Below are 26,732 nucleotides of genomic sequence, written 5' to 3'. Positions count from 1 at the left end.
CCGGCCCCTGGGCAGCGCGGCATGGTGCTGTTGATCAGCCTGGTATTGCTGCTGTTGTTGACGGTTATCGGCCTGGCTTCGATGCAGGGCGCGACGTCGCAGGAACAGCTCGCCGGCAGCCTCAGGCATCGCAACCAATCGTTCCAGGCGGCCGAAAGCGGGCTCAGGCGCGGTGAGTCGGCTGTACAGGCGCGCGGGTTCGGTTTGCCGGCCTGTCAGTCGCTGGTGACCTGTGCCCCGCCGAACGAGGCGTATGCCATCAGCCAGCCAGGCGTCGATCCAGTCTCGGCTATCACCTGGGTCGGCATGAAAGCGGGTGTGTACGGTATTCAGAACCTCGGCCCCGCTAGCGGGTTGGCACATTTGCCGCCCGACACCCCGGCGACGTTGTATCGGGTTACGGCAGTGGGGATCAGTGGCCAATCGCGCACCGTTCTGGAAAGCGTCTATGCGCGGGTAGCCGCGGATGCTGATGCCAGTGAGCGATTCCGGCGAATTCTATGGCGACAACTCCAGTAGGTGATCATGACGATGAGCGGCAATTGCAAGGGGTTCACTTTGATCGAGTTATTGATCGCGCTGGCGATCATTGCCACCTTGGCGGCGGTGATCTATCCGGGGTACGCCGCCCACGTGAAAAAGGCTTACCGCACAGAAATCGTCGGGCTGCTCACGGAGCAAGCCCAGCATCTGGAGCGCTATTACGTGAGAAATGGCACTTTTATTGATGCCAGCGGCGTCAGCACCGGCAATGATCGCTATAGAATTACGGTGATGCTGAACCCCCAGGATTTCACCCTGACCGCGACGCCTTTTGCTGACGCGATGCTGGGTGATCCTTGTGGTGAGTTCAGTTTGACCAGCACTGGCGCGCGGGCCAATCCCGGCGCCGCACCCGGCACCACGCGTCAGGAGTGCTGGGGGCGATGACGCTGGTGGGCGACGGGGTGCCTGGAGCACTCCTTTCTTTTTATGAGCTGGATCGAACAATGACCAAGCAACAGCAAGTCGTGGTTGTGGGTGGTGGTGTTATCGGGCTGTTGACGGCGTTCAACCTGGCAACCCAAGGGCTGGCGGTGGTGGTGCTTGACCGTTCGTCGGTTGGGCAGGAGTCTTCCTGGGCCGGTGGCGGGATTGTTTCGCCGTTATACCCCTGGCGCTACAGCCCGGCCGTCACGGCGCTGGCCCATTGGTCCCAGGATTTTTACCCGCAATTGGCCCTGCGCCTGTTTGCGGCTACCGGCGTGGATCCCGAGGTTCATACCACGGGCCTGTATTGGCTGGACCTCGATGACGAGGCCGACGCCCTGGCCTGGGCTGCGCGGGAAGGTCGGCCCTTGAGCAAGGTGGATGTGTCGGCCGCCCGTGACGCGGTGCCGGTATTGGGCGCGGGGTTCGCCGAGGCTATCTATATGGCGAACGTGGCCAATGTACGCAATCCACGCTTGATCAAGTCCCTGAAGGCGGCGTTGCTGGCATTGCCGGGTGTGACCCTGCATGAGCAGTGCGCGGTACAGGGCTTTATCCAGGAGGGCGGCAGCATTGTCGGGGTCAATACTGCGCAGGGCGAGGTGCGAGGCGACCAGGTAGTGCTCGCGGCCGGTGCCTGGAGTGGTGAGCTGCTCGCCAGCCTGGGGCTGACGCTGCCGGTGGAGCCGGTCAAGGGCCAGATGATTTTGTACAAGTGTGCTTCGGACTTTCTGTCCTGCATGGTCCTGGCGAAGGGGCGCTATGCGATTCCCCGCCGGGACGGACATATCCTGATTGGCAGCACGCTGGAGCATGAAGGTTTCGACAAGACACCGACCGAATCGGCTCTGGACAGCCTCAAAGCCTCGGCTGTGGAACTGATTCCGGCCCTGGCGGATGCCGAGGTGGTGGGGCATTGGGCCGGTTTGCGGCCTGGTTCGCCGGAGGGCATTCCCTATATCGGTAAGGTGCCAGGGTTTGAAGGGCTGTGGCTCAACTGCGGGCATTACCGCAATGGCCTGGTATTGGCGCCTGCGTCTTGCCAGTTGTTTGCTGACTTGCTGCTGGGGCATGAGCCGGTGATCGACCCGGCCCCTTACGCGCCCACTGGTCGGATATAAACCGGGTCTCCTACCGTTCCAGAGGACTCAGCGCTCGATAGACTTCGGACCCTGCTCCAGATGCGCCTGGGTGCAGTACCAGTCCTGGCGCTGGCTCAGTGCCCGGTCTTGCGGCAGGTGCACGCCACAGTGTGCACAGCGAACCATCGGCGCGGCGCCTTGTTCGCCGGGCTGTTGCTGCGTCGAAGCGGGGCGCTTGAACTTGCGCCAGAACCATACCGCAGCAGCAATCAGGGCAATCCAGAACAGTAAACGAACCATGGCAGGCAGCTTCTCAACAGGGAATCCGGCAGTTTAGCCAAGGATGTTAGCGGCGCACAGGGTAATAAAGTCGCGCCATGAAAAAAGGAGCCCCGAGGGGCTCCTTCTTGCGCTGCCAAGACGGGTTTCAGTCAAAGACACCGAACGTCATGTAGCTGAACCACGAGCGATCCTGGTTGTTGCCCAGGGCTTCTGGTGCTTCTTCCTCGATCACGTCGCCGTTCTCGTCATGGGGCTTGAGCTCCGACGGAATGGCGTCCTTGGCATCCTGGTACTGCTTGAGGATGTCCTGGTTGGCGCGGGTTTCGCCCGGCGGCAGCGGTGGACGGGACTCGATCATGCCCAGGGTGTACTTGCTCAACCACGAGCGGTTGTCCGCTTCGGCAACCTGCGGCACAAACTGGCCGTCTTGCAGGCTAGGGTGGTCCGGGTAGTTGAGTTTCAGGGTCTCCAGGCTGGTAGCGGCCAGGGTATCGAGGTGCAGGCGCTGGTAAGCCTCGGTCATCACTGCCAGGCCGTCACCCACGGAAGGGGTTTCCTGGAAGTTCTCCACCACATAGCGACCACGGTTGGCGGCGGCGACATAGGCCTGGCGCGTCAAGTAGTAGTGGGCTACGTGGATTTCGTAGGAAGCCAGCAGGTTGCGCAGGTAGATCATGCGCTGCTTGGCGTCCGGCGCGTAGCGGCTGTTGGGGAAGCGGCTGGTCAGCTGGGCGAACTCGTTATAGGAGTCGCGCGCGGCACCTGGGTCACGCTTGGTCATGTCCAGCGGCAGGAAGCGCGCCAGCAGGCCAACGTCCTGGTCAAACGAGGTCAGGCCCTTGAGGTAGTAGGCGTAGTCCACGTTCGGATGCTGCGGGTGCAGGCGGATAAAACGCTCGGCAGCGGACTTGGCAGCTTCCGGCTCGGCGTTCTTGTAGTTCGCATAGATCAGTTCGAGCTGGGCCTGGTCGGCATAGCGGCCAAACGGATAACGCGACTCCAGGGCCTTGAGTTTGGCCGTGGCGCTTGTGTAGCTATTGTTGTCCAGGTCGGCCTGAGCCTGCTGGTACAGCTCGACTTCACTGAGGTTTTCGTCGACGACGTCCTTTGTTGACGAGCAAGCAGCAGTCATGGCGAGGATGGCGATCAGCAGCAGGTGTTTCACTTGCATGGCGGCTTGCGTCCCTATGACGGCCGCTGTCTTGGGCGGGGCCGTCCTGTTATGATGAGCGCCCCGATGAAAGCCTCGGGGCAAAAGACGCCGTATTTAACCACAAGCGCGCAGCCGAAACCAAAGGCTGTGCCACGCCTAGTCTGAGCATGTCCGATAAAATTGAACTTCGCGCAGAGGTGCCGTCCGAATTGGGCGGCCAACGCCTCGATCAAGTCGCCGCACAACTATTCGCTGAGCACTCGCGCTCGCGCCTTTCCGCCTGGATCAAAGACGGCCGCCTGACTGTGGATGGAGCGGTTATCCGCCCGCGAGACATAGTGCATGGCGGTTCGGTTCTTGAGCTGACTGCCGAGCAGGAAGCCCAGGGAGAATGGATCGCCCAGGACATCGAGCTGGATATCGTCTATGAAGACGACGACATCCTGGTGATCAACAAACCCGCAGGCCTGGTGGTTCACCCGGCGGCCGGGCACGCTGATGGCACCTTGCTCAATGCCTTGTTGCACCATGTGCCGGACATCATCAATGTCCCGCGCTGCGGCATCGTCCACCGCCTGGACAAGGACACCACTGGTCTGATGGTCGTGGCCAAGACCATTCAGGCGCAGACGCAGTTGGTCACACAATTGCAGAGCCGCAGTGTCAGCCGCATCTATGAGTGCATCGTGATTGGTGTGGTCGTGGCCGGTGGCAAGATCAACGCGCCTATCGGTCGTCACGGCCAGCAGCGCCAGCGCATGGCGGTGATGGAGGGCGGCAAGCAGGCCGTCAGCCACTACCGCGTGCTGGAGCGTTTCCGTTCCCACACCCATGTGCGGGTCAAGCTGGAAACCGGCCGTACCCACCAGATTCGGGTACATATGGCGCATATCAACTTCCCGTTGGTCGGCGATCCGGCCTACGGTGGTCGCTTCCGTATTCCGCCGGCCGCCAGTGTGACCATGGTCGAGTCGCTGAAGTCGTTCCCGCGCCAGGCGCTGCATGCACGCTTCCTGGAACTGGATCATCCGACGAGCGGTGAGCGGATGAGCTGGGAATCGCCTCTGCCCGACGATTTTGTCTGGTTGCTGTCGTTGCTCAAGCAGGACCGCGAGGCCTTTGTCGGATGAATGACTGGCTGATTCCTGACTGGCCTGCGCCGGCCGGGGTCAAAGCCTGCGTCACCACCCGTACGGGCGGCGTCAGTCTGGCGCCGTTCGACAGCCTCAACTTAGGCGATCATGTCGAGGACAGCCCCGAAGCTGTGCTTGAGAATCGCCGTCGTCTCACCGCCGCATTTGCTATCCAGCCCGCCTGGTTGCGCCAGGTTCATGGTGTGGTCGTGGTCGAGGCCGATCCGGGACGGATTGCCGAGGCCGACGGCAGTTGGACCGGTACGCCCGGCATCGCCTGCACGGCGATGACCGCCGATTGCCTGCCGGCCTTGTTTTGCAATAAGTCCGGAACTCGTGTTGCTGCCGCCCATGCCGGTTGGCGTGGCCTGGCGGCGGGTGTGCTGGAAGCGGCCGCCGACAGCCTGGATGCTGCGCCTGCCGACGTACTGGTGTGGTTGGGCCCGGCGATTGGCCCAAAGGCCTTTGAAGTCGGCCCGGAAGTGCGTGAAGCCTTTATGCAGCAACACCCGCAAACCGCGCAGGCTTTCGTTCCCAGCCACAACCCTGGCAAGTTCCTGGCTGATATCTACCAGCTGGCGCGCCTGCGCCTGGCTGCGCGTGGGATCACCGCTGTCTACGGTGGCGGTTTGTGCACCGTGACCGACCCGCGCTTCTTTTCTTACCGGCGCAGCCCGCGTACCGGTCGATTTGCCTCCCTGATCTGGCTCGAACGCTAGACTCTCCTGATCCATATCAAGCATTGCCGGCTTGAATGTTCCAGAATCCCCCCCATCTATAGGGGTATCTGGCAGGTTTCTTCATTCAGGATGCGTTTCTCGCGAGCAAGCTCGCTCGCACATAGCTCCGGCCTGCTCAAAAGGAAGGTGACTAATGCGTATTGATCGTTTAACCAGCAAATTACAATTGGCGTTATCGGATTCCCAATCCCTGGCCGTTGGCCTCGACCATCCGGCCATCGAGCCCGCGCACTTGATGCAGGCACTCCTCGAACAGCAGGGTGGTTCTATCAAGCCCCTGTTGATGCAGGTAGGCTTCGACGTCAACAGCCTGCGCAAGGAGTTGAGCAAAGAGCTCGACCAACTGCCGAAAATCCAGAATCCGACGGGTGACGTGAATATGTCCCAGGATCTGGCGCGCCTGCTTAACCAGGCCGATCGCCTGGCCCAGCAGAAAGGCGACCAGTTCATCTCCAGCGAACTGGTGCTGCTCGCCGCCATGGATGAAAACAGCAAGCTCGGCAAGTTGTTGCTGGGCCAGGGCGTGAGCAAAAAGGCCCTGGAAAATGCCATCAACAACCTGCGCGGCGGCGACGCGGTGAATGACCCCAATCATGAGGAGTCGCGCCAGGCCCTGGACAAATACACCGTCGACCTGACCAAGCGCGCCGAAGACGGCAAGCTGGACCCGGTAATCGGGCGTGACGACGAGATTCGTCGCACCATCCAGGTCCTGCAGCGCCGCACCAAGAACAACCCGGTGCTGATCGGTGAGCCTGGGGTGGGTAAAACCGCCATCGCCGAGGGCCTGGCCCAGCGCATCATTAATGGTGAAGTGCCGGACGGCCTCAAGGGCAAGCGCTTGCTGTCCCTGGACATGGGGGCCTTGATTGCCGGTGCCAAATTCCGTGGTGAGTTTGAGGAGCGCCTGAAATCCCTGCTTAACGAGCTGTCGAAGCAGGAAGGGCAGATCATTCTGTTTATCGACGAACTGCACACCATGGTCGGCGCCGGTAAAGGTGAAGGCTCGATGGACGCAGGCAACATGCTCAAGCCTGCACTGGCTCGGGGTGAGTTGCATTGCGTGGGTGCTACCACGCTCAACGAGTACCGCCAGTACATTGAAAAGGACGCGGCCCTTGAGCGTCGTTTCCAGAAAGTCCTGGTGGAAGAACCGAGCGAAGAAGACACCATCGCGATCCTGCGTGGCCTGAAAGAGCGTTATGAGGTCCACCACCGCGTGGCAATCACTGATGGCGCGATCATTGCGGCGGCCAAGTTGAGCCATCGCTATATCACTGATCGTCAGTTGCCGGACAAGGCCATCGACTTGATCGACGAAGCGGCCAGCCGGATTCGCATGGAGATCGACTCCAAGCCTGAAGTACTGGATCGCCTGGAGCGCCGCCTGATTCAACTGAAAGTCGAATCCCAGGCGCTGAAAAAAGAAGACGATGACGCGGCGAAGAAACGCCTGGAAAAACTCCAGGAGGAAATCGGCCGTCTGGAGCGTGAGTATTCGGACCTGGAAGAAATCTGGACCTCGGAAAAAGCCGAAGTGCAGGGTTCCGCACAGATCCAGCAGAAGATCGAGCAATCGCGCCAGGAACTGGAAGCTGCCCGCCGTAAAGGCGACCTGAACCGCATGGCCGAGTTGCAGTACGGGGTGATCCCGGACCTGGAACGCAGCCTGCAAATGGTCGACCAGCATGGCCACAGCGAAAACCAGTTGCTGCGCAGCAAGGTGACCGAGGAAGAAATTGCCGAGGTTGTGTCCAAGTGGACCGGCATTCCTGTGTCGAAAATGCTGGAAGGCGAGCGTGACAAACTGTTGCGTATGGAAAGCCTGTTGCACCAACGCGTGATTGGCCAGGAAGAGGCCGTGGTGGCAGTGTCCAACGCGGTGCGGCGTTCCCGCGCCGGTTTGTCCGACCCGAACCGTCCGAGCGGCTCGTTCATGTTCCTCGGCCCGACCGGTGTGGGTAAGACCGAGCTGTGCAAGGCCCTGGCCGAGTTCCTCTTTGATACAGAAGAGGCGATGGTGCGCATTGATATGTCCGAGTTCATGGAGAAACATTCCGTGGCTCGTTTGATCGGGGCGCCACCAGGCTATGTGGGCTACGAGGAAGGCGGCTACCTGACCGAAGCGGTACGGCGCAAGCCTTACTCGGTAATCCTCCTGGATGAGGTCGAGAAGGCCCACCCGGATGTGTTCAACGTGTTGCTGCAGGTGTTGGAAGATGGCCGGCTGACGGACAGTCACGGACGTACCGTGGACTTCCGTAATACGGTGATCGTGATGACCTCCAACCTGGGCTCGGTACAGATCCAGGAGATGGTCGGTGATCGTGAAGGCCAGCGTGCTGCGGTAATGGATGCGCTGACCAGTCACTTCCGCCCGGAATTTATCAATCGGGTCGATGAGGTAGTGATCTTCGAGCCTTTGGCGCGGGATCAGATCGCCGGTATCACCGAGATCCAACTGGGCCGCCTGCGCAGCCGTCTGGCTGAGCGCGAGCTGATGCTGGAACTGAGCAGCGAGGCCTTGGACAAGTTGATCGCCGTCGGCTACGACCCGGTGTATGGCGCGCGGCCGTTGAAGCGTGCGATCCAGCGCTGGATCGAGAACCCGTTGGCCCAACTGATCCTGTCGGGCAGCTTTATCCCGGGGACCAGCGTCAAGGCCACCGTGGAAAACGACGAAATCGTCTTCCACTAAGCCCGAATTGGGTGGTTATGAGCAGAGGCCCCGCATTGCGGGGCCTTTTTTTTCGATAGGGCGTTGAACTGTAAGGCAAAGGCTTGTAAAGTGCGCCCCGCAGCAACGTCAGCCCACGGGTTTCTTCTCCCCAAGGAGAAATCAGAAAGAAGCGCAAATCATTGTCTTAAAAGCAATTTAAAGGGTTGACAGGGGTTTTTAAGATTGTAGAATAGCGCGCCTCAGAGACACGAACGTAGCGATACGGACAAGTCGAAGAGAAGGTAACAAGCAGCACCGTAGTACTTTGAAATATGTAGTTCCGTGATAGCTCAGTCGGTAGAGCAAATGACTGTTAATCATTGGGTCCCAGGTTCGAGTCCTGGTCACGGAGCCAATTTCAAACCGGGGTATAGCGCAGTCCGGTAGCGCGCCTGCTTTGGGAGCAGGATGTCAGGAGTTCGAATCCCCTTACCCCGACCATATTTGGGTCGTTAGCTCAGTTGGTAGAGCAGTTGGCTTTTAACCAATTGGTCGTAGGTTCGAATCCCACACGACCCACCATTTTTGAGACCAGTTAACGCTGGAATCGAATCTTAAGATCAGAGGCCAAAAGCCCTGATCGAAGAAGGCGACTTGAAAAGGTCGCCTTTTTTTTACCGGGGTATAGCGCAGTCCGGTAGCGCGCCTGCTTTGGGAGCAGGATGTCAGGAGTTCGAATCCCCTTACCCCGACCATATTAAAAATCCTCGTATCGAAAGATACGGGGATTTTTTTTGCCTGCGCAAAACCTGAAGGTGCATGGTGATCAAAGGTGGGAGCTGTCTCGCCCTGCGAGGGCGGCGTCACTGCCAGCCTTTATGTCGCCTGGCACACCGCTATCGCAGCCTCGCAGGGCAAGACAGCTCCCACAGGGGAGGGCAGGGCGCGCATGCATATAAAATCGCCTCGCTTACGCCCCGTCCTGAACCGTATTGTCAGTGAAGTTTGAGCCGCGGCTCGGTGCCCCGTCCGATTTTGCTGCCCAGCATCAACATCATCGTGCGGAAGAACCCGTACAACGCCATCTGGTGCATGCGGTACAGCGACACATAGAACATCCGCGCCAGCCAGCCTTCGAGCATCACACTGCCGGTCAGGTTGCCCATCAAGTTACCCACAGCCGAAAAACGCGACAGCGAGATCAGGGAGCCGTAATCGGTGTACTTGTAGCTGGGCAGCACCTTGCCGTCGATGCGCAACTTCAGCGATTTAGCCAGCAGCGACGCCTGCTGGTGCGCCGCTTGCGCCCGTGGCGGAACGTTGCGGTCGGTGCCCGGTTGCGGGCAGGCCGCGCAGTCACCGAAGGCGAAGATATTCTCGTCACGGGTAGTCTGCAGGGTTGGCAGCACCTGCAGCTGGTTGATGCGATTGGTCTCCAGGCCGTCGATGTCCTTGAGGAAACCTGGCGCGCGAATCCCCGCCGCCCAGACCTTGAGGCTGGCAGGGATCACCTGGCCACTGCTGGTAATCAGGCTGTCGGCGGTGACTTCACTCACAGCCGAGTTAGTCATGACCGTCACCCCAAGCTTTTCCAGGGTTTTATGCACAGGCCCGCTGATTCGCTCTGGCAGGGCCGGCAATACCCGGGGCCCGGCTTCGATCAGGGTGATGTACATGTTTTCCGGCTTGATCCGGTCCAGGCCATAGGCCGCCAGTTCGTGGGCCGCATTGTGCAGCTCGGCGGCCAGTTCGACGCCGGTGGCGCCAGCGCCAACGATTGCCACGCTGATCTGTTCCACCACATCGGTTTGCCCGGCATGGGCGCGCAGGTAGTGGTTGAGCAATTGCTGGTGGAAACGTTCGGCCTGCTTGCGGGTATCGAGGAACAGGCAGTGCTGGGCCGCGCCTTCGGTACCGAAGTCATTGGTGGTGCTGCCGACGGCAATCACCAGGGTGTCGTAACCCAGCACGCGCGCAGGCACCAGTTCCCGGCCTTCTTCATCGAGGGTCGCGGCCAGCTGGATTTTCTTCTGTTCACGATCGAGCCCGCTCATGCGCCCCAGCTGGAACTCGAAGTGGTTCCATTTTGCCTGGGCAACATAATTGAGTTCGTCTTCAGAGGAGTTCAGCGAGCCGGCGGCCACCTCGTGCAGCAGGGGTTTCCAGATATGGGTCAGGTTGGTATCCACCAGCGTGACACTGGCGGTACCGCGCTTGCCCAGAGTCTTACCCAGGCGGGTAGCCAACTCCAGGCCGCCGGCGCCGCCGCCGACGATAATAATACGATGGGTCATGGGGGTATCTCGCAAGGCTAAAAGAAATCGGTGCAGTTACCCGAGCGAGCGCCAGGCAGCTCATAGCGTCAGGTAACTCAAAAGGCGGCTCAGGACGCCCAGGCCAATCACCACAACCAGTACCACCCCAAGGAGCAGCCACGGCCGGAAAGGCTTGCGCTCAACCTGGTGCTGGGACAGTTGCAGGTACTCTTCGACATGTTGTTGGTCGTCAGGGTTCAGGCGGCTGGTCATAAAGGCCTCGTCAGGGAGACGTTGCAAAAGGGCACCACGTTACAGGCTGATACCCACATCGAACACTATGCTGCGCCCCAGGTTGTTGCGCAAGAAATCCGGTGCGTCGGGATGGGCGAACAGCACCCGCGCAAAGGTCGGGCCGACCAACGACAGCGAGCGCCAGCCCTGGCGCAGGTATTCGGTGGGCGGCGGGAAATGGCTGTTGAGGTCCAGCACTTCGCGCTTGAGGCTGGCGAAGGCGATGATATCCAGCTCCCCCAGGTCCATGCCGCGCTCCTTGTAGTTATGGGCTTTCTTGCGCAGGGTCGGGGCCAGGCGCAGCAGGAACTCATGGGCGGGAATGCGTCTGGGCTTGGCCTCGCGCCGCACCAGTTGGCTCAGGGAAAAAGCGCTGCGCCGACGCACCAGTTCGTCGCGCCACTCGTCATTCAGGCGCCGGCCTTCATCGAGGACAAAAAACACTTCGAAGCTGGCATCGCGAAACAGTACGTCCGGCGGCTCCTGACCGGCGGCATGAAACTCTTCGGCGCGGTAGGGCACATTCAGGCCTTGTAGCAGGCGCTGGCAGACCCAACGCTCACGCTCCCATTTGCGGGCATTGGACAGGAACGCGTTGGCTTGTTCGGCCGCTATGGTGAGCAGGCGCAAATAATCTGAGTCATCCATGCTTGCAGCTTAGCGTTCAAATGATGACTGCAGGAAGTCCCGTGTGAAAAGGCTCGGTGTAGACTGGCGGTTCTGTCGACGGTTTTGCACAAGGAGTTCGCGGTGAAGTTTTTGCTTACGGTGTTGCTCAGCCTTTTGCCCCTGTGGGCCCAGGCGGTTGAACTCGGGGAGCGGCTGGCGCCGTGGACCCTGCTCGATCAATTCGACCAGGCCTATACCCTGGATAACCAGGCGAAGGTCTTGCTGGTTGCGCGCAGCATGGATGCCGCCAAGTTGGTGGATGCGGCCTTGCAGGGTCAGCCCAAGGGGTATCTGGAGGCGCGCCATGTGGTGTTTGTCGCTGATATCCAGCGTATGCCGAGGCTGATCGCCAAGCTCTTTGCCGTCCCGGCGATGCAAGCCTACAACTACCGGGTGATGCTTGACCGTGATGCGCGGATCGCTCCGCGTTATCCGGCGCCTGTGGATAAAGTGCTGTGGTTGCAACTCGAAGACGGCAAGCTGGTTGCGCGCCATGAATACGCGACTGCCGCCGAGCTGCGCCAGGCCCTGGAGCAGGTGCAGCCGTGATCAGTGCCGCCGTGCTGGCGCCGCAAACCCTGTGGCTGGGCTGGCTGCTGTATGCGCCGGTAATTGTCTGGGCGATCCTGCGCTCGTCCTGGGTCGAACTGTTTGCCGACCGGCGCCGCCAGCACCTGTTGTTTGGCACGGTGTTCGCGCTGTTCATGCTGTGGCTGGTGCGTCGGGACTTCGATACCGGGGTGTCCTACCACTTTATCGGCATGACCGCCGTGACCCTGCTGCTCGACTGGCCCTTGGCGATTGTCGGTGGGCTGGCGGCACAGTTGGGCCTGGTGCTGCTCGGGCGCCAGGACTTGGCGGCGGTCGGGGTCAATGGCGCGCTGCTGGTCCTGCTACCGGTGTTGGTGACAGAGACGTGCGCGCTGCTGGTGGAGCGGGCGCAGCCGCGCAATCCTTTTGTGTATATCTTTTGTTCGGGTTTTTTTGCCGCTGCTCTGTCGGCGTTGTTGTGCCTATTGGCGGGCCTGGGCCTGCTGTGGCTGGACGGCCGCTTCGCCATGCCGGAGTGGATCGAGGATTTTATCGGTTACCTGTGGCTGATCATCTTTCCCGAAGCCTTTATCAACGGCACCGTGATCAGTGCGCTGGTGGTGTTTTGCCCGGAGTGGCTTGAGACGTTCAACCGCACGCGCTACCTCTCGGCGCCCTGGAAAGACGACAATTCGCGCCCTTGATCCAAATCAAGGGTGCCACGCAAAAGTGGTCGCATGCTCTGCGAAACTTCCAGGAGCACGATCATGAGTGTGTACGAGTGGGCACGGCAGGAGTTGCGCAGAAGCCAGGACGCAGCACAGGAAATCGGTTTTGACCCGGGTCTGAGCCTGCGCGCCTTGCTCAGCGCGGTGGTGCAGCAGAGCAAAGGCGTGCGCAGTGCCGAAGACCTGGCCGACGAGTTGCAATTTCTCGCGGAAAACCTCGACGACCAGCAGGATTACGGCTTTATGCGGCCTTAGTGGGCGCGCGGTGGCAGGTCTTCGGAGAACAATTCGTCTTCGGCGTCCGGGCTGACTGGAATCTTGTGTTCTTCCGCAGCCCAGGCGCCCAGGTCGATCAGTTTGCAGCGATCCGAGCAGAATGGCCGGTTGAGGTTGGTCGCTTTCCATTCCACGGGGGCGCCGCAGGTTGGGCATTCGACGGTCAAGGGTTGGCTCATGTTCGGCCTCCACGCAAAGTAAGGTAAAAGTGGTGCAGTCGCTCGACCTCGGCCTTTAGCCAGGCCAGGTCCTGATCATTGACCAGTACATCGTCGGCTTGGCGCAAACGGTCTTCCCGTGAGGCCTGGGCCTTGAGAATCGCCTGCACCTGTTCTTCGCTGATGCCATCGCGCAGCAGGGTACGCTGAATCTGCGTTGCTTGCGGCACATCGATCACCAGGATGCGCTGGGTCATGGTTTGCTGGCCCGACTCGATCAACAACGGCGACACCAGGATCGCATAGGGTGAGCGGGCGCGGGCCAGATGGCTACGGATCTCGTCGGCAATCAACGGATGCAGCAGGGCCTCAAGCCACAGGCGTTCTTGCGGCGCCTCGAAAATGCGCTTGCGCAAGGCTGCGCGATCCAGTTGGCCATCGGGCAGCAGGATCTCGCCGCCGAAGTGCTCGGCAATCTTCGCCAGCGCCGGGCGGCCGGGTTCCACCACCCAGCGCGAGGCATGGTCGGCGTCGATAAGGTCCACGCCAAGGTCGATAAAGTGCTGGGCCGCAGCGCTTTTACCGCTGCCGATGCCGCCCGTCAGGCCAAGAATCCAGGGTGTTGCGACAGAAGTGGTCATCTGAAACCGACAGACTGCAAATAGAAGTCGGTTATTTGACCACCCCAGAGCAATGCAATCCAGCCGGCAATCGCCAGATAGGGACCAAAAGGCAAGGGCACTGACGTCTGCGCGTTGCGTATGCGCAAGACAATCACCCCTGCGATCGCACCCACCAGCGATGCCAGCAACAGCGTCAGCGGCAGGATCTGCCAACCGCCCCAGGCACCGAGCAGGGCCAGCAGCTTGAAGTCGCCATAGCCCATGCCGTCCTTGCCGGTGCACAACTTGAACAGCCAGAACACCGACCACAGGCTCAGGTAACCGGCAACCGCGCCCAGCAGGGCATCGGGCAGGGTCGTGTACAACTCGAAATAATTGAGGATCAACCCCAGCCACAGCAGTGGCAGCACCAGCACATCCGGCAGCAGTTGGTGATCGGCGTCGATCAGGCTCATGGCCAGCAAGCCCCAGCTCAAGAACAGCACGCCAGCGGCTGGCCAGCCGAAGCCGTAATGCCAGGCAATAAATGCCGAAAGCAGCCCGCACGCCAGTTCGGTCAGCGGGTAGCGTGGGCTGATGGAACCGTGGCACTGCGCGCAGCGCCCCCGCAGCAGCAAGTAGCTGAGCACCGGGATGTTTTGCCACGGGCGAATCGGCTGTGAGCAGTGCGGGCAGCAGGAGTTGGGGTGCAACAGGTTATAGGTCGGGCCGCCGGGTTCCGGGGGCAGGCCGAGTATTTCATGGGCCTGGGCGCGCCAGTCGCGCTCGAGCATTTTTGGCAGGCGCCAGACCAGCACGTTGAGGAAGCTGCCGACGATCAGCCCCAGCACCAGTGAAGCCCAGACGAACAGCCAGGGATGGAGGATCAGGAGGAGGTCCAGGGCCATGTTCAAAACGCCGTGCCGAGCTGGAAGATCGGCAGGTACATGGCGATCACCAGCGCCCCGACAATGCTGCCGAGCACCACCATGATCAGCGGTTCCATCAGGCTGGTCAGGTTGTCCACCAGGTTGTCGACGTCCGTTTCATAATGGTCGGCGACCTTCTCCAGCATGCTGTCCAGTGCGCCCGATTCTTCGCCGATGGCTGTCATCTGGATCGCCATGCCAGGGAACAGGCCGCTGGCGGTCATGGTTCGATTCAATTGCATTCCTATTGCTACGTCCTGGCGCATACGCGTGACTGCTTGTTTGAAGCGTTCGTTGCCGGCGGCTCCCGCCACTGAATCCAACGCCTGTGCCAGCGGTACGCCGGCGGCAAAGGTGGTGGCGAGGGTGCGAGCGTAGCGGGCGACAGCGGTTTTTTTCAGCAGTGTGCCTGCCAATGGCACTTTCAACAAACCAGCGTCCAGCCACAGGCGAAAACCACTGTGTCGACGATAGCTGCGACGTATGCCCCAAGTAGTCACCACCACGGCCAGCAACAGCATCCACCACGCGCTTTGCATGAATTCGGACAGCACAATAACCAGCAGGGTAAAGCGCGGCAGCGGCGTGTCGATGCCGGCGAACAGGCTTTCGAACTGGGGCACGACGTGGATCAGCAAGATACTGCTGACCAGGGTGGCCACGAGCAGGACCACCAGTGGATAGGTCATGGCTTTCTTGATCCGGGCCTTGAGGCGTTGGCTTTTTTCCAGGTGGGTGGCGACCCGCTCCAGCAGGGTTTCCAGGGTGCCGGCCTGTTCGCCGGCCGCGATCAGGCTGCAATACAGGGCGTTGAAGCACTGCGGTTGTTTCAATAACGCGCCGGTCAGGCTGTTGCCGGCGGCAATCTCCTGCTTCAATCCCTGGACCATTGTGCGCATGGCCCGGTTTTCAAAGCCTTCGCCGATCATGTCGAAGGCTTGCAGCAGGGGGATTCCCGCCTTCAGCAGGGTCGCCAGTTGGCGGGTGAACAGCGCAACATCGGCTGGGGTGATGGGGTTGCGCAGGCCAGACAGGAGGCTGGAGCGCATCTGGACCCGAACCGGATTGATCCCTTGTCGGCGCAATTGGGCCTTGATCACGGCCGGGCTATGCCCGCGGGTTTCGCCGGACACTTTGCGGCCATTGCGCAGGGTGCCTTCCCAGGCGTAGGTGGCGGTGGGGGCCGGGTTTACGGTGACATCATTCATGGGGTGCTACGGCTCATCGACAGGTGACGATTTACAGCTTAGTCAGGGCTGTGTGTCCGTCAGGCGATTGGGCAAGGGAAAAATGTCAGATTGTGCGTCTTGTGAGGGCCTGGCCCGGCGCGGATGAGTACACTGGCGCGGTTGTTGAGGGCAGGGCGCAGGAGGTGCCTTGCGATGGGTTTTATTCTGGAGAGTGAATGTGATGCGTCAGAACGGCTTTACTTTGATCGAGCTGTTGATCGTCGTGGCGATCATCGGCATCTTGGCCACGATTGGCCTGCCCATGTATACCAAGCACCAGGCCAAGGCCAAGTTCACTGCGGGGTTGGCGGAAGTCTCGGCGTTGAAGGCGGGCTTCGAAGACACCTTCAACCAGGGCACGGCACCCACGCTGGCGCTGATCGGCGGCACCAGCCCGACCGCCAATTGCGTGATCAGCGTGGCGGGCGATGTGGCTGCGGGGACGGGTTCGATTGCCTGTGAGATCCTCGATGCGCCTGCGCCTGTCCAGGGCAAGCTCATTACCCTGGCGCGCAGTGCCAGTGACGGTTGGAAGTGCACCACCAACGCTGACGAGCAGTACGTTGCAAAGGGTTGCACGGCTGGCAACTGAGTCCGGGCCACCTAAATCAGTGATGGGGGCCTGGCGTGACGGGCTCCCAGGCACTTCACAGGGAAGTAAGGGGTGCCCATGACGTTATCCGTGCAACAGCGAGGAAGCGTGTTTTTGGTGATGGCGCTGAGCCTTTTGCTGCTGGGCATCACCCTGTCCTTCAGTGGTCATGACTGGCAGCGTGTGCTGCAGGTCGGCGTGGCTGTGTGTGCGTTGCTCTATGGCCTGGCGACTCCCGCCGGGCGCCTGGTCGACAGACCCACCGCTATCGGCCTGGGGCTGGTGTTCGGCCTGGGCCTGATCTCTTCGTTGTTGGCCCACCAGCCTCTCTGGGCGTTGACCGAGTGGGCGCTGATGATCACCTGCGGGGTGATTGCCGCAGCTTTTGCCCGCTTGCGACGCAATGGCGATCAAACCCTGGATCAGGTGCTGATCCTGTTTGTGTTGCTGCTGTGCCTGATCAAGAGCCTGCAATATGGGTACGCGGGCGTCCTGGCGTTTACCAGTGGCGAACCGACACTGGACACCGACCTGCTGCTTTCCGGGTTCTCCAACAAGCGTTTCTACGGCCAGTTCCAGACGTTTACCTTGCCCTTGCTGGCGTTGCCGCTGCTGCTCACGGGCACCTCGCGGTTGGCGCGTGGGCTGGTGTTCGCCCTGTTGTGTGCATGGTGGTTGATTGCAATCAGTGGCGGCACCCGTGGCACCTGGCTGGGCTTCGGCGTTGCGGCACTGGTCCTGGCTTTTCTGGGGGCGGCGGGGCGTCGCTGGTTGACCTGGCAGCTGGCTGCGCTGTGTGGCGGGCTGGTTTTATACGGGTTGTTGTTCACGGTGTTGGCGCCTTACCTGGGGCTGGAAATTGCCAGTCTTTCCAATGACCGCCTTACCACCAGCCTTTCGGGTCGTGAAGTGATCTGGTGGCAAGCCTGGGACATGATCCGCGAACGGCCGTGGCTCGGTTTCGGGCCGATGCACTTTGCCGATATCCCCAACCCGATTGCTGCCCATCCGCACCAGGCAATCCTGCAGTGGGCCAGTGAGTGGGGTGTGCTCTCGGCCCTGTGCGTCGCGTTGCTGGCGCTGCGCGGCGGCTGGGCCACACTGAGGGTCATTCATCGGCAAGGGCCGTCAGGGGCACCGCAAGACCTGCTGCGCCTGTGTCTATTCGCCGCGCTGCTGGGCGCGACGGTGCAGGCGATGGTCGACGGGATTATCGTGATGCCCTATTCGCAACTGTGGTTGGCGCTGGTGGTGGGTTGGTTGATGGCATTGCATCCGTGGCGCACGCCGGTTGTCGAGCCGATGCCGCTGTTGCGCGGGGCCTGGCAGGCGTCGGCTGTGCTGTCGGTGGCGTTGCTGGTATTTGTCGTGTACCGCGACCTGCCAGGCGCGACGGAACGCAGCCAGCACTACATCACTATCACCAAAAGACTTCTGCAGCCGCGCTTCTGGGTCCAGGGAGTCATTGCGCCGCACATTCGGTAAGTTGCCGGGCGCCCATTGCAGTGCTAGCTTTAGCCCACCGCCCGTGTAGCTCAGTTGGTAGAGCAGCGCACTCGTAACGCGAAGGTCGCAGGTTCGATTCCTGTCTCGGGCAAAAAGGCACCACAGTTTTCAGATGATCCCAGAATGGTTCTGAAGGCCAGACGAACCGGTATTCGTGCCCGTTCTTTTGTATCTGCGCAACCTTGATGACCCAGATGCATCCCCATTCCTTCGATCTAAGAGAACGACATGACCACGACAGAAATGACCCAGGAAGTGCGGCACGCAGAAGCCCTCAAGAAATACCTCGAGGAGTCGGCGCAGCTTAAGGAAGAGATCAAGGACCTGAGCGCTGATGATCAGCGCGACCAGATCCAGTGGGCATTCGAGGACGAGGCCGAGAGCCAGGGCTTCCAGCCTTGGGAACTGACCCTCAAGTACACCTGCACAGCGGAAGAATTCGAAGCTGCGCGCCTGGCCCTGCACAAAGAGGCGGCCGAGGTGCTGGGTGTCGAGTGGGAAGAGTATTGCGAGATGAACAATCTGGTGGTTTAGAAGCTACGGCAGGTTTCAAGCTGCAAGTGTCGCCACGCGCCCTTGCAGCTTGAAGTTTGCAGCGACTCAGATACTGAGCCGCATCGACAGATCCACCGCCTTCACATCCTTGGTCATCGCGCCGATAGAGATGTAGTCCACGCCGGTCTCGGCAATGGGCAGCAAAGTGCTTTCGTTGATCCCGCCACTGGCTTCCAGCTTGGCCTTGCCGCCGTTCAAGCGCACGGCTTCGCGCATGTCGTCCAGGCTCAACTCATCCAGCATGATGATGTCGGCACCTGCCGCCAGGGCCTCGCGTAACTCTTCCAGGCTTTCCACTTCGACTTCCACCGGCTTGCCCGGGGCGATCTTGTGGGCGGCAGTAATGGCCTGTGCAATCCCCCCGCAGGCGGCGATATGGTTTTCCTTGATCAGGAACGCGTCATACAGACCGATGCGGTGATTGTGGCAACCGCCGCAGGTCACCGCGTACTTTTGCGCCAGGCGCAGCCCCGGCAGAGTCTTGCGGGTGTCCAGCAGCTTGACCTGGGTGGTGGCGACAAAGTCCGCCAGGTACTGCGCGCGGGTGGCCACGCCTGACAACAGTTGCAGGAAATTCAGCGCGCTGCGTTCGCCGGTCAGCAATGAGCGGGCAGGACCTTCGAGGTGGAACAGCGCCTGGTTGGGGCTGACGCGTTCACCGTCGCGTACCTGCCAATGCACGGCAACCCGTGGGTCCAACTGGCGGAACACGGCATCGACCCAGGCGGTGCCACTGATAACCGCAGCATCACGGGTGATGATCGTGGCCTTGGCCAGGCGTTCGGCCGGGATCAGTTGCGCGGTGATATCGCCGCTGCCGATATCTTCCAGCAGTGCGCGGCGCACGTTGGCTTCGATTTCGGCGGTGAGGTCGGCGAGGCGTAGATTCGGCATAGCGGGCTCCACATACAAAGTGCCTCGATTATAGGGGCATGGCAGCGCCGAACCCAAGGTATGCCGGCATAACCTGGCTGATTACAAAGCCCGTACAGAGTTTGCTGGCGCTACAGGGTCTATTTGCAAGATAATCTAGCGCCTTGCAATTGGCGTCATAGCTTTGACGTCTCGGTGATCTACAAATAATCGTGGTAGCCGCCGGTATTCCATCGGTGGTTGTGGCGATCGTTCACAAAACCGAACCCCGTCGCTCCAGGAGGCCAGCATGCACAATGACGCAAAGGTGGTGCCGATCAACAGGATCGCCGCACAAGCGATGCCGTCGCCGCTCGCCCGCCTGCCTGTGATTGTGCTGCAGGTGCGTGACAAGGCCACGCAGCAACTCGACCGGGGGCTGCAGGAGTTGTTCGATAACGCCGACGACACTCTGTTCGAGATGGCCGACAAAGCCCGCAGCAGCGCCGACCACAATATTTTTTTTGAAGCCATGCGCGACCTGCGCCTCAAGCGCAAGAACTTCGAGCGCATGTTCATGGAACAGCTCTTCGACGCATTTGCCAACCTGGGGCAGGCCGGGCAAGGCGAGTTGCTGTTGCCGACGGTCTCCTACGAAGCAGCGCCCGGCGCGTGCGCCGATGACCTGGAAAAAGCCGTGGCCCTGGAGGCCATGCTCGACAAGGTCATGCACCGTGACGGCCTGGCCCTGGGGCAACTGACCGCCCGCCTCGGTGCGCTGCTGGGCAAGCACCTCGACGATCGGGAAAACCCCCTGGGCCCGGCGATGCTCTGCGAGTACTTCCTGCGGGCCGGGCGCAGCCTGGGGGTGGAGATCCGGGTCAAGCTGATCATTTTGAAACTGTTTGAAAAATACGTGCTCAGCGATGCCGACCTGCTGTACGGCGAGGCCAATCAGTTACTGGTGGCCACGGGTGTGCTGCCCGAGCTCAAGGCTGTGCCCTCACGACGTCCCGGCGAACGTGCCAGCCGGGTCCGCCCGCCGGCGGAGGTAGCTCCGGCTGCCGACGCCCAGGCCGACGAGGGTGAGCAACAAGTGTTCGCGGCCCTGCAGGAACTGTTGCTGACAGTGCGCGGCAGCGTCGCCCCGACCTTGGAGGCCAGCGCCCAGGCCCAGCCTATTTCCACCCGCGACCTGCTGCGTCTGCTCTCCCACTTGCAGCAATATGTGCCAGACCCTGCGGTCGAGGACGATTTTGACCTGCGCCGCCAGTTGGAAGAACTGCTGACCCGGGTCAGCGTCAAGAGTGGCAAGTCGCGGGTGGTAGAGGATGCCGACGAGGACGTGATCAACCTGATCGCCATGTTGTTCGAGTTCATTCTCGACGACCGTACCTTGCCCGACTCCCTCAAGGCGTTGATTGCGCGCCTGCAGATTCCCATGTTGAAAGTGGCCGTGCTGGACAAGAGTTTTTTCAGCCGTGGCAGCCACCCGGCGCGGCGCCTGCTCAATGAAATCGGCACGGCCGCCTTGGGCTGGGGCAAGCGTGATGACTATCAGCGTGACAGTCTTTATGTGCGCATCGAGCAGGTGGTGCAGCGCCTGTTGAACGACTTTGTCGATGACCCGGCGATTTTCGCCGTACTTCTGCAGGAGTTCACCGCGTTTACCCAGGACGAGCGCCGCCGCAGTGAGCTGCTCGAACAGCGTACCCGCGACGCCGAAGAAGGGCGCGCCCGCACCGAACAGGCGCGGCAGCGGGTCGCCGATGCGGTGAATCAACGGTTGCGGGGCAAGGTCTTGCCGCACTTCGTGGTGCTGTTCCTGCAGCAGGCCTGGAGCCAGGTGTTGTTGCTCGAATGCCTCAAGCACGAGCAACCCTCGCCGCAGTGGCAGGCGCGGCTGCGGGTCATGGACGAATTGATCTGGAGTGTCGGCCTGAGTGAAGACACCGAAGCCGGCCGCCGCCTGCTGGAACAATTGCCCGCGTTGCTCAAGGCCCTGCGTGAGGGGCTGAGCGAGGCGGCGTTTGATTCCTTTGTGACCCGTGAGTTTTTTATCCAGTTGCAGGCCCTGCATACCCAGGCGTTCCAGGGGGCGGCGCTTCCCAATGTGACGCTGATCGAAGTGCGCGAAAACTCAGGCGCTGCGCCGCCGGTGGAGGCGGTCAGGCTGGCAGAGGACGATCCCGATCTGCTCAAGGTCCGGCAATTGCGCATCGGCAGTTGGGTCGAGTTCCGTGAAGATGAGGAAAACACCCTGCGCTGCAAGCTGACGGCGATCATTGCCCCGGCCAACAGCTATATATTTGTCAATCGCACTGGCCTCAAGGTCCTGGAAAAAACCTGCACGGAGCTGGCCCTGGAGTTCAAGCGTGGCGGGGTCCGCACCCTGGATGATGCACTGCTGTTCGACCGCGCGCTGGCGTCGGTGATTGGCAGCTTGCGCCAACTCAATCGCGCCAAGTGATCGCAACCACCCTGCGGATCACGGCATACTGAGCGCTCCCAAGTCGTGCGCAAGGAACCTGTATGCAGTTGGACCCCACCAGCGGTTGGTGCCAGGGCATTGCCCATTGCCCGTCGCCCAACTTCAATGAACGCCCAGGCGGCGAGATTTCCCTGTTGGTGGTGCACAACATCAGTTTGCCGCCGGCCCAGTTCGCCACGGGCAAAGTGCAGGCGTTTTTCCAGAATCGTCTGGATGTCACGGAACATCCCTACTTTGCAGGCATCGCTGACCTACGGGTATCCGCGCATTTTCTGATTGAGCGTGATGGTACGGTGACGCAATTTGTCTCCTGCCGGGACCGTGCCTGGCATGCTGGCGTCTCCTGTTTCGAGGGACGCGAGACCTGCAATGACTTTTCCCTGGGGATCGAGCTTGAAGGGACCGACGACCAACCCTTTACCGACGCCCAGTACCATTCCCTGATCGAACTGAGTCGCCAATTGCTGGCCGCCTACCCGGGCATCACGCACCAGCGCATTTGCGGTCATAGTGACATCGCCCCAGGACGCAAGACCGATCCTGGACCGGCTTTTGATTGGGCGCGTTTTCGCGGCGCCTTGCAGGATGGAGGACATGCACAATGAGTTTCCTGGTGTTGGTGCTGGCAGTGTGGATCGAGAAATTCTCGGCCTTGCGTCAGCGGGTACAGCGTGATGGCCGTTGGCTGCGCCAACTGGCCCGGCTTGAGTCGAGCGCGCGGCTGGGCAAACAACCCTGGCTGATCCTGGCGCTGCTGGTGTTGCTGCCGGTGGCATTGCTGGGGCTGTTACTGCTGGTCCTGGAGCCGCTGGCCTATGGTTTGCTGGCGCTGCCGGTGCACCTGTTGGTGGTGATCTACAGCCTGGGCCGCGGCGATTTGCTGGGCCAGTTGGGGCCGTTTCGCGATGCCTGGCGCCGGGGTGACTTGCAAGCCGCTGAACACGTTGCCGAACGTGACCTGGGCATTGGCGCCGACAGCGGCGAGCAACTGCTGGAGCGGGTCCAGGGCCATTTGCTGTGGCAGGCCTATCAGAGTTTTTTTGCGGTGATTTTCTGGTACTTCCTCCTCGGCCCGGTGGTGGCCCTGGCCTACCGCCTGTTGGCCCTGGCCAGTGAACACGGGCAGAACCCGCTGGTGGTCGAGCGCGCCGGGCAATTGCGCCATGCGTTCGACTGGTTGCCGGTGCGGTTGCTGGCGGCGAGCTTTGCCTTGGTCGGCAATTTTGTCGCGGTCAGCCGGGTAATGCTGCATGAACTGTTGAACTGGGATATCAGTGCGGCGCAGTTGGTGGAAAAGGTTGGCCTGGTGGCCGGCGAAATTCCTGCGCCGGTGGTCGGTGCCGAAGGGATCAACAGCCTGGATCGGTTGTGGGAACTGCTGCTGCGAGCGGCCGTGTTGTGGTACGCCGGGTTTGCGATCTGGACCGTCCTGCCCTGAAAAACACCTCTTGTGGGAGCGGGCTTGTGTGGGAGCGGGCTTGCCCGCGATGCGGTGTAGCAGTCAAAAAATCCGGTACTGACACACCGCTCCCACACAAACCCGCTCCCACAAAGAGCCCGTAATGGCTTCAAAAATCGGTCGGCCGCCAGGCCCCGCCGATCGCGTTAACCTTAAGTTACAAAACTTCCCGCCGATTTAAGCTATACAGACAGCGCGCCCAATAGTGGCTTTCTGCCGCTGCCCTGCGCCTTCAATAAAAATAAAAGAAAAGGGAGTTCATCTGTGAAGAGCTTGCTCTATCCCGCCATCGCGCTGATGAATCGCCTGAGCTTCGGCATGAAGTTCAGCCTGATCAGTGTGTTGTTTTTCCTGCCCATGCTGGTGACCAACTATTACCTCGTCCGCGATTCCTGGCGTGAGTTCCAGGGCACGCAGGTTGAGTTGCAGAGCCTGGACCTGTTGGGCAGCAGCCTGATCCTGCGGCGCGACCTGGAAACCCTGAACAATCAGGTGCAGATCAACGCCACCCTTGGGCAGGCGGGCAAGGCGGGGGATATCGAAAGTCAAATCAGCGCTTTGGAGCAGCGCGTACTGGAGCGTCTGCAAGGTTTCCAGGCGATGACGACCGATCCCGAGCAGGTCGCGGTGTTCGAGGGCAAGCGCGATGAGATGATTGCGGCCTTCAAGGCCCAGCAAAGCGAGTCTTCACTGCTGAGCAAAAGTGCCTTGATCGGCAAGTTGCTGAACAAGGCGCAGATGTTCAGCCAGATCATTGCCAGCCAGTCGGGGTTGAGTCGTGATGTCCAGGGCGACGTGCGCCAACTCAGCGAACTGATTACCAGCGTCACTCCGCAAGTCACCCAGACCCTGGGCGAAGGCCGGGCCATGGGCGCATATTCCCTGGGCCAGGGTTTTCTCAACTCATCGTCCAGCACGCGTTTTGACGAACTGCTGCAGCAATTGGAAAAACTCCAGGCGGAATACGGTTTGAAAGTGCAGGACGCCCTGGGCTCCAGCAAGGCCGCCCATGGTTCACTGGATGCCTTGGCCCAAGCCAGCCAGGCCAGCCTCAAGCAGGGCAGCGAGCTGTTTGAAGAGCAGGTGGTGATGGCCGAAACCCTGGAGGCGCCATGGCAGACCTTCTATGACGAAGTGACGGCCTTGATGGCCAAGACCTATCAACTGGACGACGCGACCCTGTCCTTCCTCGACCAGCAACTGCAGCAGCGCCTGGCCCAGAACCGTACGCACATGGTGCTGCTGGTCACAGCGCTGGCGGCGGTGTTCTTGTTGATTTTCTATCTGTACGGCGGCTTCTACGCCTCGACCCGCACCACCCTGCGCCACCTGGGGGCAATGATGGATAAGGTCGCTGCCGGGGACATGACTGTCAGCTTCAAGTCCCAGAGTCGCGATGAGCTGGGTGAATTGGGCGAAGTGTTCAATGGCACCGTGGCGAAAATCCACGACCTGATCGAGCGGGTAGGGCAGACCGTCCAGGAGGTCGAGCATCAGGCCGGGCAGGTGGAGTCGGTGTCGGCGCGCAGCAATCAGGCGGTGTCGGGCCAGCGCAGCCAGATCGAGCAGGTGGCGACGGCCATGAACCAGATGTCGGCGACTGCCCATGAAGTGGCGCGCAGTGCCGCGGCGGCTGTCAGCAGTGCCCATAGCGTCAACGATGAAACCCTTAACGGGCGTGGCCTGGTGCAATCCCAGCAGGGCAGCATCGCGCTACTGGCATCGGAGATCGACCAGTCAGTGCTGGTGATCAACCAACTGGCCATCGACAGTCAATCCATCAGCAGCGTGCTGGAAGTGATCAAGAGCATTGCCGAACAAACCAACCTGCTGGCCCTGAACGCGGCCATCGAGGCGGCGCGGGCGGGGGAGCAGGGGCGTGGGTTTGCCGTGGTGGCCGATGAGGTGCGCACCCTGGCCCGGCGCACCCAGCACTCCACCGAAGAAATCGAGCAGATGATCGCCAAGTTGCACCAAGGCGTCGGCGCGGCCGTGAAGGCCATGGGCAGCAGCCATAAAATGGCCAGCGGCACGGTCGGGCAGTCGGAACAGGTCCAGTTGGCCCTGGAAAATATCCTCGGTGCGGTGGGCATGATCGTCGATCAGAACCAGCAAATCGCGGCGGCGGTGGAGCAGCAGACGGCGGTGGCCCACGACATCGACCAGAATATCGTCGAGATCAATCGGGCTGGCGAGCACGCGGCCCAGGGCGCGCACCAGACCGAAGAGGCCAGCCGGCAATTGTCCTTGCAGGTGATTGAGTTGAAAAAGCTGATCGGTGCCTTCCGCGTGTAAGACTTGGTTGTAGGCTTTATCCCTTTGCTATGTGGTGCATGTCCTGTTTTCCCGCGTGAGCTTTTTTTGCGCTGGGATTGGGTGAGAATTTGTTTCACCCCATCCAGCGCTTCCGGGAGGCAGGGCCATGACCGCGACAACTCCAGGCGTGAAAGGGCATTGCGCCCATTGCGATATCACCTTTGTGCTCAAGCCCTGGCAGCTCAATGCCATTGCACTCAACGAGCCCTTTGATTGCCCGTATTGCCACAAAGTCCTGCTGCTCAATTGCCCCAGGCAACTGCGTCAGTTGAAGTCCCTGGACAACCTGGCCCTGCTGCGCCCGAGCATGCTGGTGCTGACCTGCGTGGCCTTGTTGGTGGCCCTGGTGGTCGAGTGGGTCGGCTTGATCAGCAAGATCGGGCAATTGAATGTGTCGCTGGTGGCGATCCTGATTCACTTCCTGACCCTGCGCCACGCCCGCCACCGGCACCGCATGACCCTGACGCTAGAGGCGGTCAACCCCGTCATCGACGGGCCAGTGGAACACTTCGCAGGCGTTGCGGGTGCTCGCTTCGGCCAGCGCTGAAGGGCTGATGCCCATCAGTTCGGCCAGGGCGCTGCAGATGGCCGGCAGGTGTTGCGGGCTATTGCGTTGGCCGGGGTACATGGCGGGCGCCATGTCCGGCGAGTCGGTTTCCAACACCACTGATTCCAGCGGCAGTTGGGCGATGACCTTGTGCATGCGCAGGGCCTGAGGCCAGGTTGGCGCGCCGCCCAGGCCCAGCTTGAACCCCAGCTTGATGTATTCGCGGGCTTCTTCGCGGCTGCCGGCGAAGGCATGGATGATCCCGCCCCGGGGCAGGCGAATGCGCTTGAGGGTGGCGATAACGGCCGCATGGCTGCGCCGCACATGCAGCAGCGCCGGCAACTGGAAGTCCACGGCCAACTGCAACTGGGCTTCAAACAGGGATTGCTGGCGTTCGCGGTCCAGGTGCGCCAGGAAGTAGTCCAGGCCGATTTCACCCACGGCGCAGAGCTGGCGATGGCCCTTGAGGCGGGTCAGCCAGTCGCCCAACTCGATCAGGTCTGCGGGGCGATGCTCATCCAGGTACACCGGGTGCAGGCCGAAGGCCCCGTGCAGGTCCGGGTCCTGTTGTGCCAGGTCCCATAGCCGTTGCCAATTGCGCTGGTACACCCCTAGCACCACCATGCGCCGCACGCCGAGCTGGCGACTGTGCCTGAGCACCTCGTCGCGATCAGCGTCGAAGTCCTCGAAGTCGAGGTGGGTGTGGCTGTCGACCAGCTCCATGC

Annotated in this window: 28 protein-coding genes and 5 tRNA genes; 22 read left to right on the top strand and 11 right to left on the bottom strand. The window is 61.0% G+C overall.

The features are described 5' to 3' along the window. Positions 1 to 21 precede the first annotated feature (21 nt). Genes HBR93_RS02675 through thiO form a run of 3 tightly spaced genes read left to right on the top strand, consistent with a single transcriptional unit; the run spans position 22 to position 2,090 of the window. Complete coding sequence (locus HBR93_RS02675) at positions 22 to 519, top strand: PilX N-terminal domain-containing pilus assembly protein (RefSeq protein WP_169959851.1); 498 nt, start codon at positions 22 to 24, stop codon at positions 517 to 519. 12 nt (positions 520 to 531) lie between these two features. Then, the gene (locus tag HBR93_RS02670) at positions 532 to 930 is read left to right on the top strand and encodes a type IV pilin protein (RefSeq protein ID WP_115129030.1); all 399 of its coding nucleotides are present in this window, start codon (positions 532 to 534) and stop codon (positions 928 to 930) included. Positions 931 to 989: 59 nt separating this feature from the next. Continuing rightward, positions 990 to 2,090 (top strand): glycine oxidase ThiO, encoded by a 1,101-nt coding sequence (gene thiO / locus HBR93_RS02665; protein WP_169959787.1) that lies wholly within the window; start codon positions 990 to 992, stop codon positions 2,088 to 2,090. A gap of 27 nt (positions 2,091 to 2,117) precedes the next feature. On the opposite strand, the gene HBR93_RS02660 is transcribed toward thiO, so the two are convergent. Beyond that, entirely contained in the window at positions 2,118 to 2,351 is a 234-nt protein-coding gene (locus HBR93_RS02660) for a PP0621 family protein (protein ID WP_057441079.1), read from the bottom strand. Positions 2,352 to 2,478: 127 nt separating this feature from the next. Continuing rightward, complete coding sequence (locus HBR93_RS02655) at positions 2,479 to 3,504, bottom strand: outer membrane protein assembly factor BamD (RefSeq protein WP_057441077.1); 1,026 nt, start codon at positions 3,502 to 3,504, stop codon at positions 2,479 to 2,481. 149 nt (positions 3,505 to 3,653) lie between these two features. Between HBR93_RS02655 and rluD the strand changes: the two genes are divergently transcribed. From rluD to HBR93_RS02620, 7 genes are all read left to right on the top strand, one after another. After that, positions 3,654 to 4,616 (top strand): 23S rRNA pseudouridine(1911/1915/1917) synthase RluD, encoded by a 963-nt coding sequence (gene rluD, locus HBR93_RS02650; RefSeq protein WP_029292014.1) that lies wholly within the window; start codon positions 3,654 to 3,656, stop codon positions 4,614 to 4,616. Beyond that, positions 4,613 to 5,338 (top strand): peptidoglycan editing factor PgeF, encoded by a 726-nt coding sequence (gene pgeF / locus HBR93_RS02645; RefSeq protein WP_169959786.1) that lies wholly within the window; start codon positions 4,613 to 4,615, stop codon positions 5,336 to 5,338. The genes rluD and pgeF overlap by 4 nt, the downstream gene beginning before the upstream one ends. 154 nt (positions 5,339 to 5,492) lie before the next feature. Further along, the gene (gene clpB, locus HBR93_RS02640) at positions 5,493 to 8,057 is read left to right on the top strand and encodes an ATP-dependent chaperone ClpB (RefSeq protein ID WP_057441075.1); all 2,565 of its coding nucleotides are present in this window, start codon (positions 5,493 to 5,495) and stop codon (positions 8,055 to 8,057) included. A 300-nt stretch (positions 8,058 to 8,357) separates the two neighbouring features. Beyond that, positions 8,358 to 8,433 (top strand) — tRNA-Asn (locus tag HBR93_RS02635). A 9-nt stretch (positions 8,434 to 8,442) separates the two neighbouring features. Continuing rightward, a tRNA-Pro gene (locus HBR93_RS02630) sits at positions 8,443 to 8,519 on the top strand. Positions 8,520 to 8,524: 5 nt separating this feature from the next. After that, a tRNA-Lys gene (locus HBR93_RS02625) sits at positions 8,525 to 8,600 on the top strand. 96 nt (positions 8,601 to 8,696) lie between these two features. Further along, positions 8,697 to 8,773, top strand: a tRNA-Pro gene (locus tag HBR93_RS02620). Positions 8,774 to 9,013: 240 nt separating this feature from the next. Here the strand turns inward: HBR93_RS02620 and HBR93_RS02615 are convergent. From HBR93_RS02615 to HBR93_RS02605, 3 genes are read right to left on the bottom strand one after another with little or no spacing between them, the layout of a single operon-like run. Then, positions 9,014 to 10,312: an NAD(P)/FAD-dependent oxidoreductase gene (locus HBR93_RS02615; RefSeq protein WP_169959785.1), complete on the bottom strand. Its 1,299-nt coding sequence runs from the start codon at positions 10,310 to 10,312 to the stop codon at positions 9,014 to 9,016. A gap of 60 nt (positions 10,313 to 10,372) precedes the next feature. After that, positions 10,373 to 10,546: a DUF3094 family protein gene (locus HBR93_RS02610; protein ID WP_057441071.1), complete on the bottom strand. Its 174-nt coding sequence runs from the start codon at positions 10,544 to 10,546 to the stop codon at positions 10,373 to 10,375. A 39-nt stretch (positions 10,547 to 10,585) separates the two neighbouring features. Further along, entirely contained in the window at positions 10,586 to 11,215 is a 630-nt protein-coding gene (locus HBR93_RS02605; RefSeq protein ID WP_057441069.1) for a DUF1780 domain-containing protein, read from the bottom strand. Positions 11,216 to 11,317: 102 nt separating this feature from the next. Between HBR93_RS02605 and HBR93_RS02600 the strand changes: the two genes are divergently transcribed. From HBR93_RS02600 to HBR93_RS02590, 3 genes are all read left to right on the top strand, one after another. Continuing rightward, positions 11,318 to 11,785 (top strand): FAD/FMN-containing dehydrogenase, encoded by a 468-nt coding sequence (locus tag HBR93_RS02600; RefSeq protein ID WP_169959784.1) that lies wholly within the window; start codon positions 11,318 to 11,320, stop codon positions 11,783 to 11,785. Then, complete coding sequence (locus HBR93_RS02595) at positions 11,782 to 12,471, top strand: energy-coupling factor ABC transporter permease (protein ID WP_057441064.1); 690 nt, start codon at positions 11,782 to 11,784, stop codon at positions 12,469 to 12,471. The genes HBR93_RS02600 and HBR93_RS02595 overlap by 4 nt, the downstream gene beginning before the upstream one ends. A gap of 63 nt (positions 12,472 to 12,534) precedes the next feature. Then, positions 12,535 to 12,750, top strand: a complete 216-nt coding sequence (locus HBR93_RS02590) for a hypothetical protein (protein WP_057441062.1) — start codon at positions 12,535 to 12,537, stop codon at positions 12,748 to 12,750. On the opposite strand, the gene yacG is transcribed toward HBR93_RS02590, so the two are convergent. The 4 genes from yacG to HBR93_RS02570 are packed head-to-tail and all read right to left on the bottom strand — an operon-like array spanning position 12,747 to position 15,668. Then, positions 12,747 to 12,950: a DNA gyrase inhibitor YacG gene (gene yacG, locus HBR93_RS02585; protein ID WP_032861907.1), complete on the bottom strand. Its 204-nt coding sequence runs from the start codon at positions 12,948 to 12,950 to the stop codon at positions 12,747 to 12,749. The two genes, HBR93_RS02590 and yacG, sit on opposite strands and share 4 nt — an antisense overlap. Next, on the bottom strand, positions 12,947 to 13,570 hold the full coding sequence (gene coaE / locus HBR93_RS02580; RefSeq protein WP_169959783.1) for a dephospho-CoA kinase: 624 nt from the start codon (positions 13,568 to 13,570) through the stop codon (positions 12,947 to 12,949). Before coaE ends, yacG begins: the two co-directional genes overlap by 4 nt. Further along, a complete protein-coding gene (locus HBR93_RS02575; RefSeq protein ID WP_269835876.1) occupies positions 13,567 to 14,433 on the bottom strand; it encodes an A24 family peptidase in 867 nt (288 codons plus the stop codon). The genes coaE and HBR93_RS02575 overlap by 4 nt, the downstream gene beginning before the upstream one ends. Before the next feature lie 8 nt (positions 14,434 to 14,441). After that, positions 14,442 to 15,668, bottom strand: coding sequence for a type II secretion system F family protein (locus HBR93_RS02570; RefSeq protein ID WP_169959781.1), 1,227 nt, complete (start codon positions 15,666 to 15,668; stop codon positions 14,442 to 14,444). A 202-nt stretch (positions 15,669 to 15,870) separates the two neighbouring features. On the opposite strand from HBR93_RS02570, the gene HBR93_RS02565 reads away from it, so the two are divergent. The 4 genes from HBR93_RS02565 to HBR93_RS02550 all read left to right on the top strand — a co-directional run bounded on the left by HBR93_RS02565 (position 15,871) and on the right by HBR93_RS02550 (position 18,321). Further along, positions 15,871 to 16,281: a pilin gene (locus tag HBR93_RS02565; RefSeq protein WP_120734164.1), complete on the top strand. Its 411-nt coding sequence runs from the start codon at positions 15,871 to 15,873 to the stop codon at positions 16,279 to 16,281. Between the two features lie 78 nt (positions 16,282 to 16,359). Further along, positions 16,360 to 17,766 carry an O-antigen ligase family protein gene (locus HBR93_RS02560; RefSeq protein WP_169959780.1) on the top strand — a complete coding sequence of 469 codons (1,407 nt, stop codon included), beginning with the start codon at positions 16,360 to 16,362 and terminating at the stop codon, positions 17,764 to 17,766. Positions 17,767 to 17,805: 39 nt separating this feature from the next. Next, positions 17,806 to 17,878: transfer RNA gene (locus tag HBR93_RS02555), tRNA-Thr, on the top strand. 137 nt (positions 17,879 to 18,015) lie between these two features. Continuing rightward, positions 18,016 to 18,321 (top strand): DUF6388 family protein, encoded by a 306-nt coding sequence (locus HBR93_RS02550; protein WP_057444407.1) that lies wholly within the window; start codon positions 18,016 to 18,018, stop codon positions 18,319 to 18,321. A gap of 66 nt (positions 18,322 to 18,387) precedes the next feature. On the opposite strand, the gene nadC is transcribed toward HBR93_RS02550, so the two are convergent. Then, positions 18,388 to 19,236 (bottom strand): carboxylating nicotinate-nucleotide diphosphorylase, encoded by an 849-nt coding sequence (gene nadC, locus HBR93_RS02545; RefSeq protein WP_057958406.1) that lies wholly within the window; start codon positions 19,234 to 19,236, stop codon positions 18,388 to 18,390. Positions 19,237 to 19,504: 268 nt separating this feature from the next. Here nadC and HBR93_RS02540 point away from each other — a divergent pair, with 268 nt between their 5' ends. From HBR93_RS02540 to HBR93_RS02520, 5 genes are all read left to right on the top strand, one after another. Continuing rightward, positions 19,505 to 21,664: a DUF1631 domain-containing protein gene (locus HBR93_RS02540; protein WP_057441055.1), complete on the top strand. Its 2,160-nt coding sequence runs from the start codon at positions 19,505 to 19,507 to the stop codon at positions 21,662 to 21,664. A gap of 62 nt (positions 21,665 to 21,726) precedes the next feature. Next, entirely contained in the window at positions 21,727 to 22,290 is a 564-nt protein-coding gene (gene ampD / locus HBR93_RS02535; RefSeq protein WP_057441053.1) for a 1,6-anhydro-N-acetylmuramyl-L-alanine amidase AmpD, read from the top strand. Further along, complete coding sequence (gene ampE, locus HBR93_RS02530) at positions 22,287 to 23,123, top strand: regulatory signaling modulator protein AmpE (protein ID WP_057441051.1); 837 nt, start codon at positions 22,287 to 22,289, stop codon at positions 23,121 to 23,123. Before ampD ends, ampE begins: the two co-directional genes overlap by 4 nt. Before the next feature lie 285 nt (positions 23,124 to 23,408). After that, complete coding sequence (locus HBR93_RS02525; RefSeq protein WP_057441048.1) at positions 23,409 to 25,439, top strand: methyl-accepting chemotaxis protein; 2,031 nt, start codon at positions 23,409 to 23,411, stop codon at positions 25,437 to 25,439. A 127-nt stretch (positions 25,440 to 25,566) separates the two neighbouring features. Then, complete coding sequence (locus tag HBR93_RS02520) at positions 25,567 to 26,007, top strand: hypothetical protein (RefSeq protein WP_057958408.1); 441 nt, start codon at positions 25,567 to 25,569, stop codon at positions 26,005 to 26,007. Here HBR93_RS02520 and HBR93_RS02515 read toward each other — a convergent pair. Further along, positions 25,927 to 26,730, bottom strand: coding sequence for a TatD family hydrolase (locus tag HBR93_RS02515; protein WP_115129022.1), 804 nt, complete (start codon positions 26,728 to 26,730; stop codon positions 25,927 to 25,929). The two genes, HBR93_RS02520 and HBR93_RS02515, sit on opposite strands and share 81 nt — an antisense overlap. Positions 26,731 to 26,732: the final 2 nt, after the last annotated feature.

Source organism: Pseudomonas sp. WS 5411 (assembly GCF_012985595.1).
GTDB classification, from domain to species: Bacteria; Pseudomonadota; Gammaproteobacteria; order Pseudomonadales; family Pseudomonadaceae; genus Aquipseudomonas; species Aquipseudomonas shahriarae.
The sequence above is the reverse complement of the archived record's forward strand: the minus strand, read 5'-3'. Positions and strand labels throughout refer to the sequence as shown.

What these genes read in the sequence shown, in the direction of transcription:
- pgeF (WP_169959786.1), top strand. Translation starts at nt 4,613, where the DNA reads ATGAATGACTGGCTGATTCCTGACTGGCCTGCGCCGGCCGGGGTCAAA.
- HBR93_RS02670 (WP_115129030.1), top strand. Translation starts at nt 532, where the DNA reads ATGAGCGGCAATTGCAAGGGGTTCACTTTGATCGAGTTATTGATCGCG.
- HBR93_RS02540 (WP_057441055.1), top strand. Translation starts at nt 19,505, where the DNA reads ATGCACAATGACGCAAAGGTGGTGCCGATCAACAGGATCGCCGCACAA.
- HBR93_RS02655 (WP_057441077.1), bottom strand. Translation starts at nt 3,504, where the DNA reads ATGCAAGTGAAACACCTGCTGCTGATCGCCATCCTCGCCATGACTGCT.
- HBR93_RS02550 (WP_057444407.1), top strand. Translation starts at nt 18,016, where the DNA reads ATGACCACGACAGAAATGACCCAGGAAGTGCGGCACGCAGAAGCCCTC.
- HBR93_RS02520 (WP_057958408.1), top strand. Translation starts at nt 25,567, where the DNA reads ATGACCGCGACAACTCCAGGCGTGAAAGGGCATTGCGCCCATTGCGAT.
- HBR93_RS02590 (WP_057441062.1), top strand. Translation starts at nt 12,535, where the DNA reads ATGAGTGTGTACGAGTGGGCACGGCAGGAGTTGCGCAGAAGCCAGGAC.
- HBR93_RS02675 (WP_169959851.1), top strand. Translation starts at nt 22, where the DNA reads ATGGTGCTGTTGATCAGCCTGGTATTGCTGCTGTTGTTGACGGTTATC.
- nadC (WP_057958406.1), bottom strand. Translation starts at nt 19,236, where the DNA reads ATGCCGAATCTACGCCTCGCCGACCTCACCGCCGAAATCGAAGCCAAC.
- HBR93_RS02605 (WP_057441069.1), bottom strand. Translation starts at nt 11,215, where the DNA reads ATGGATGACTCAGATTATTTGCGCCTGCTCACCATAGCGGCCGAACAA.
- HBR93_RS02560 (WP_169959780.1), top strand. Translation starts at nt 16,360, where the DNA reads ATGACGTTATCCGTGCAACAGCGAGGAAGCGTGTTTTTGGTGATGGCG.
- ampE (WP_057441051.1), top strand. Translation starts at nt 22,287, where the DNA reads ATGAGTTTCCTGGTGTTGGTGCTGGCAGTGTGGATCGAGAAATTCTCG.
- yacG (WP_032861907.1), bottom strand. Translation starts at nt 12,950, where the DNA reads ATGAGCCAACCCTTGACCGTCGAATGCCCAACCTGCGGCGCCCCCGTG.
- clpB (WP_057441075.1), top strand. Translation starts at nt 5,493, where the DNA reads ATGCGTATTGATCGTTTAACCAGCAAATTACAATTGGCGTTATCGGAT.
- HBR93_RS02610 (WP_057441071.1), bottom strand. Translation starts at nt 10,546, where the DNA reads ATGACCAGCCGCCTGAACCCTGACGACCAACAACATGTCGAAGAGTAC.
- HBR93_RS02660 (WP_057441079.1), bottom strand. Translation starts at nt 2,351, where the DNA reads ATGGTTCGTTTACTGTTCTGGATTGCCCTGATTGCTGCTGCGGTATGG.
- coaE (WP_169959783.1), bottom strand. Translation starts at nt 13,570, where the DNA reads ATGACCACTTCTGTCGCAACACCCTGGATTCTTGGCCTGACGGGCGGC.
- HBR93_RS02570 (WP_169959781.1), bottom strand. Translation starts at nt 15,668, where the DNA reads ATGAATGATGTCACCGTAAACCCGGCCCCCACCGCCACCTACGCCTGG.
- thiO (WP_169959787.1), top strand. Translation starts at nt 990, where the DNA reads ATGACCAAGCAACAGCAAGTCGTGGTTGTGGGTGGTGGTGTTATCGGG.
- HBR93_RS02565 (WP_120734164.1), top strand. Translation starts at nt 15,871, where the DNA reads ATGCGTCAGAACGGCTTTACTTTGATCGAGCTGTTGATCGTCGTGGCG.
- HBR93_RS02615 (WP_169959785.1), bottom strand. Translation starts at nt 10,312, where the DNA reads ATGACCCATCGTATTATTATCGTCGGCGGCGGCGCCGGCGGCCTGGAG.
- rluD (WP_029292014.1), top strand. Translation starts at nt 3,654, where the DNA reads ATGTCCGATAAAATTGAACTTCGCGCAGAGGTGCCGTCCGAATTGGGC.
- ampD (WP_057441053.1), top strand. Translation starts at nt 21,727, where the DNA reads ATGCAGTTGGACCCCACCAGCGGTTGGTGCCAGGGCATTGCCCATTGC.
- HBR93_RS02515 (WP_115129022.1), bottom strand. Translation starts at nt 26,730, where the DNA reads ATGGAGCTGGTCGACAGCCACACCCACCTCGACTTCGAGGACTTCGAC.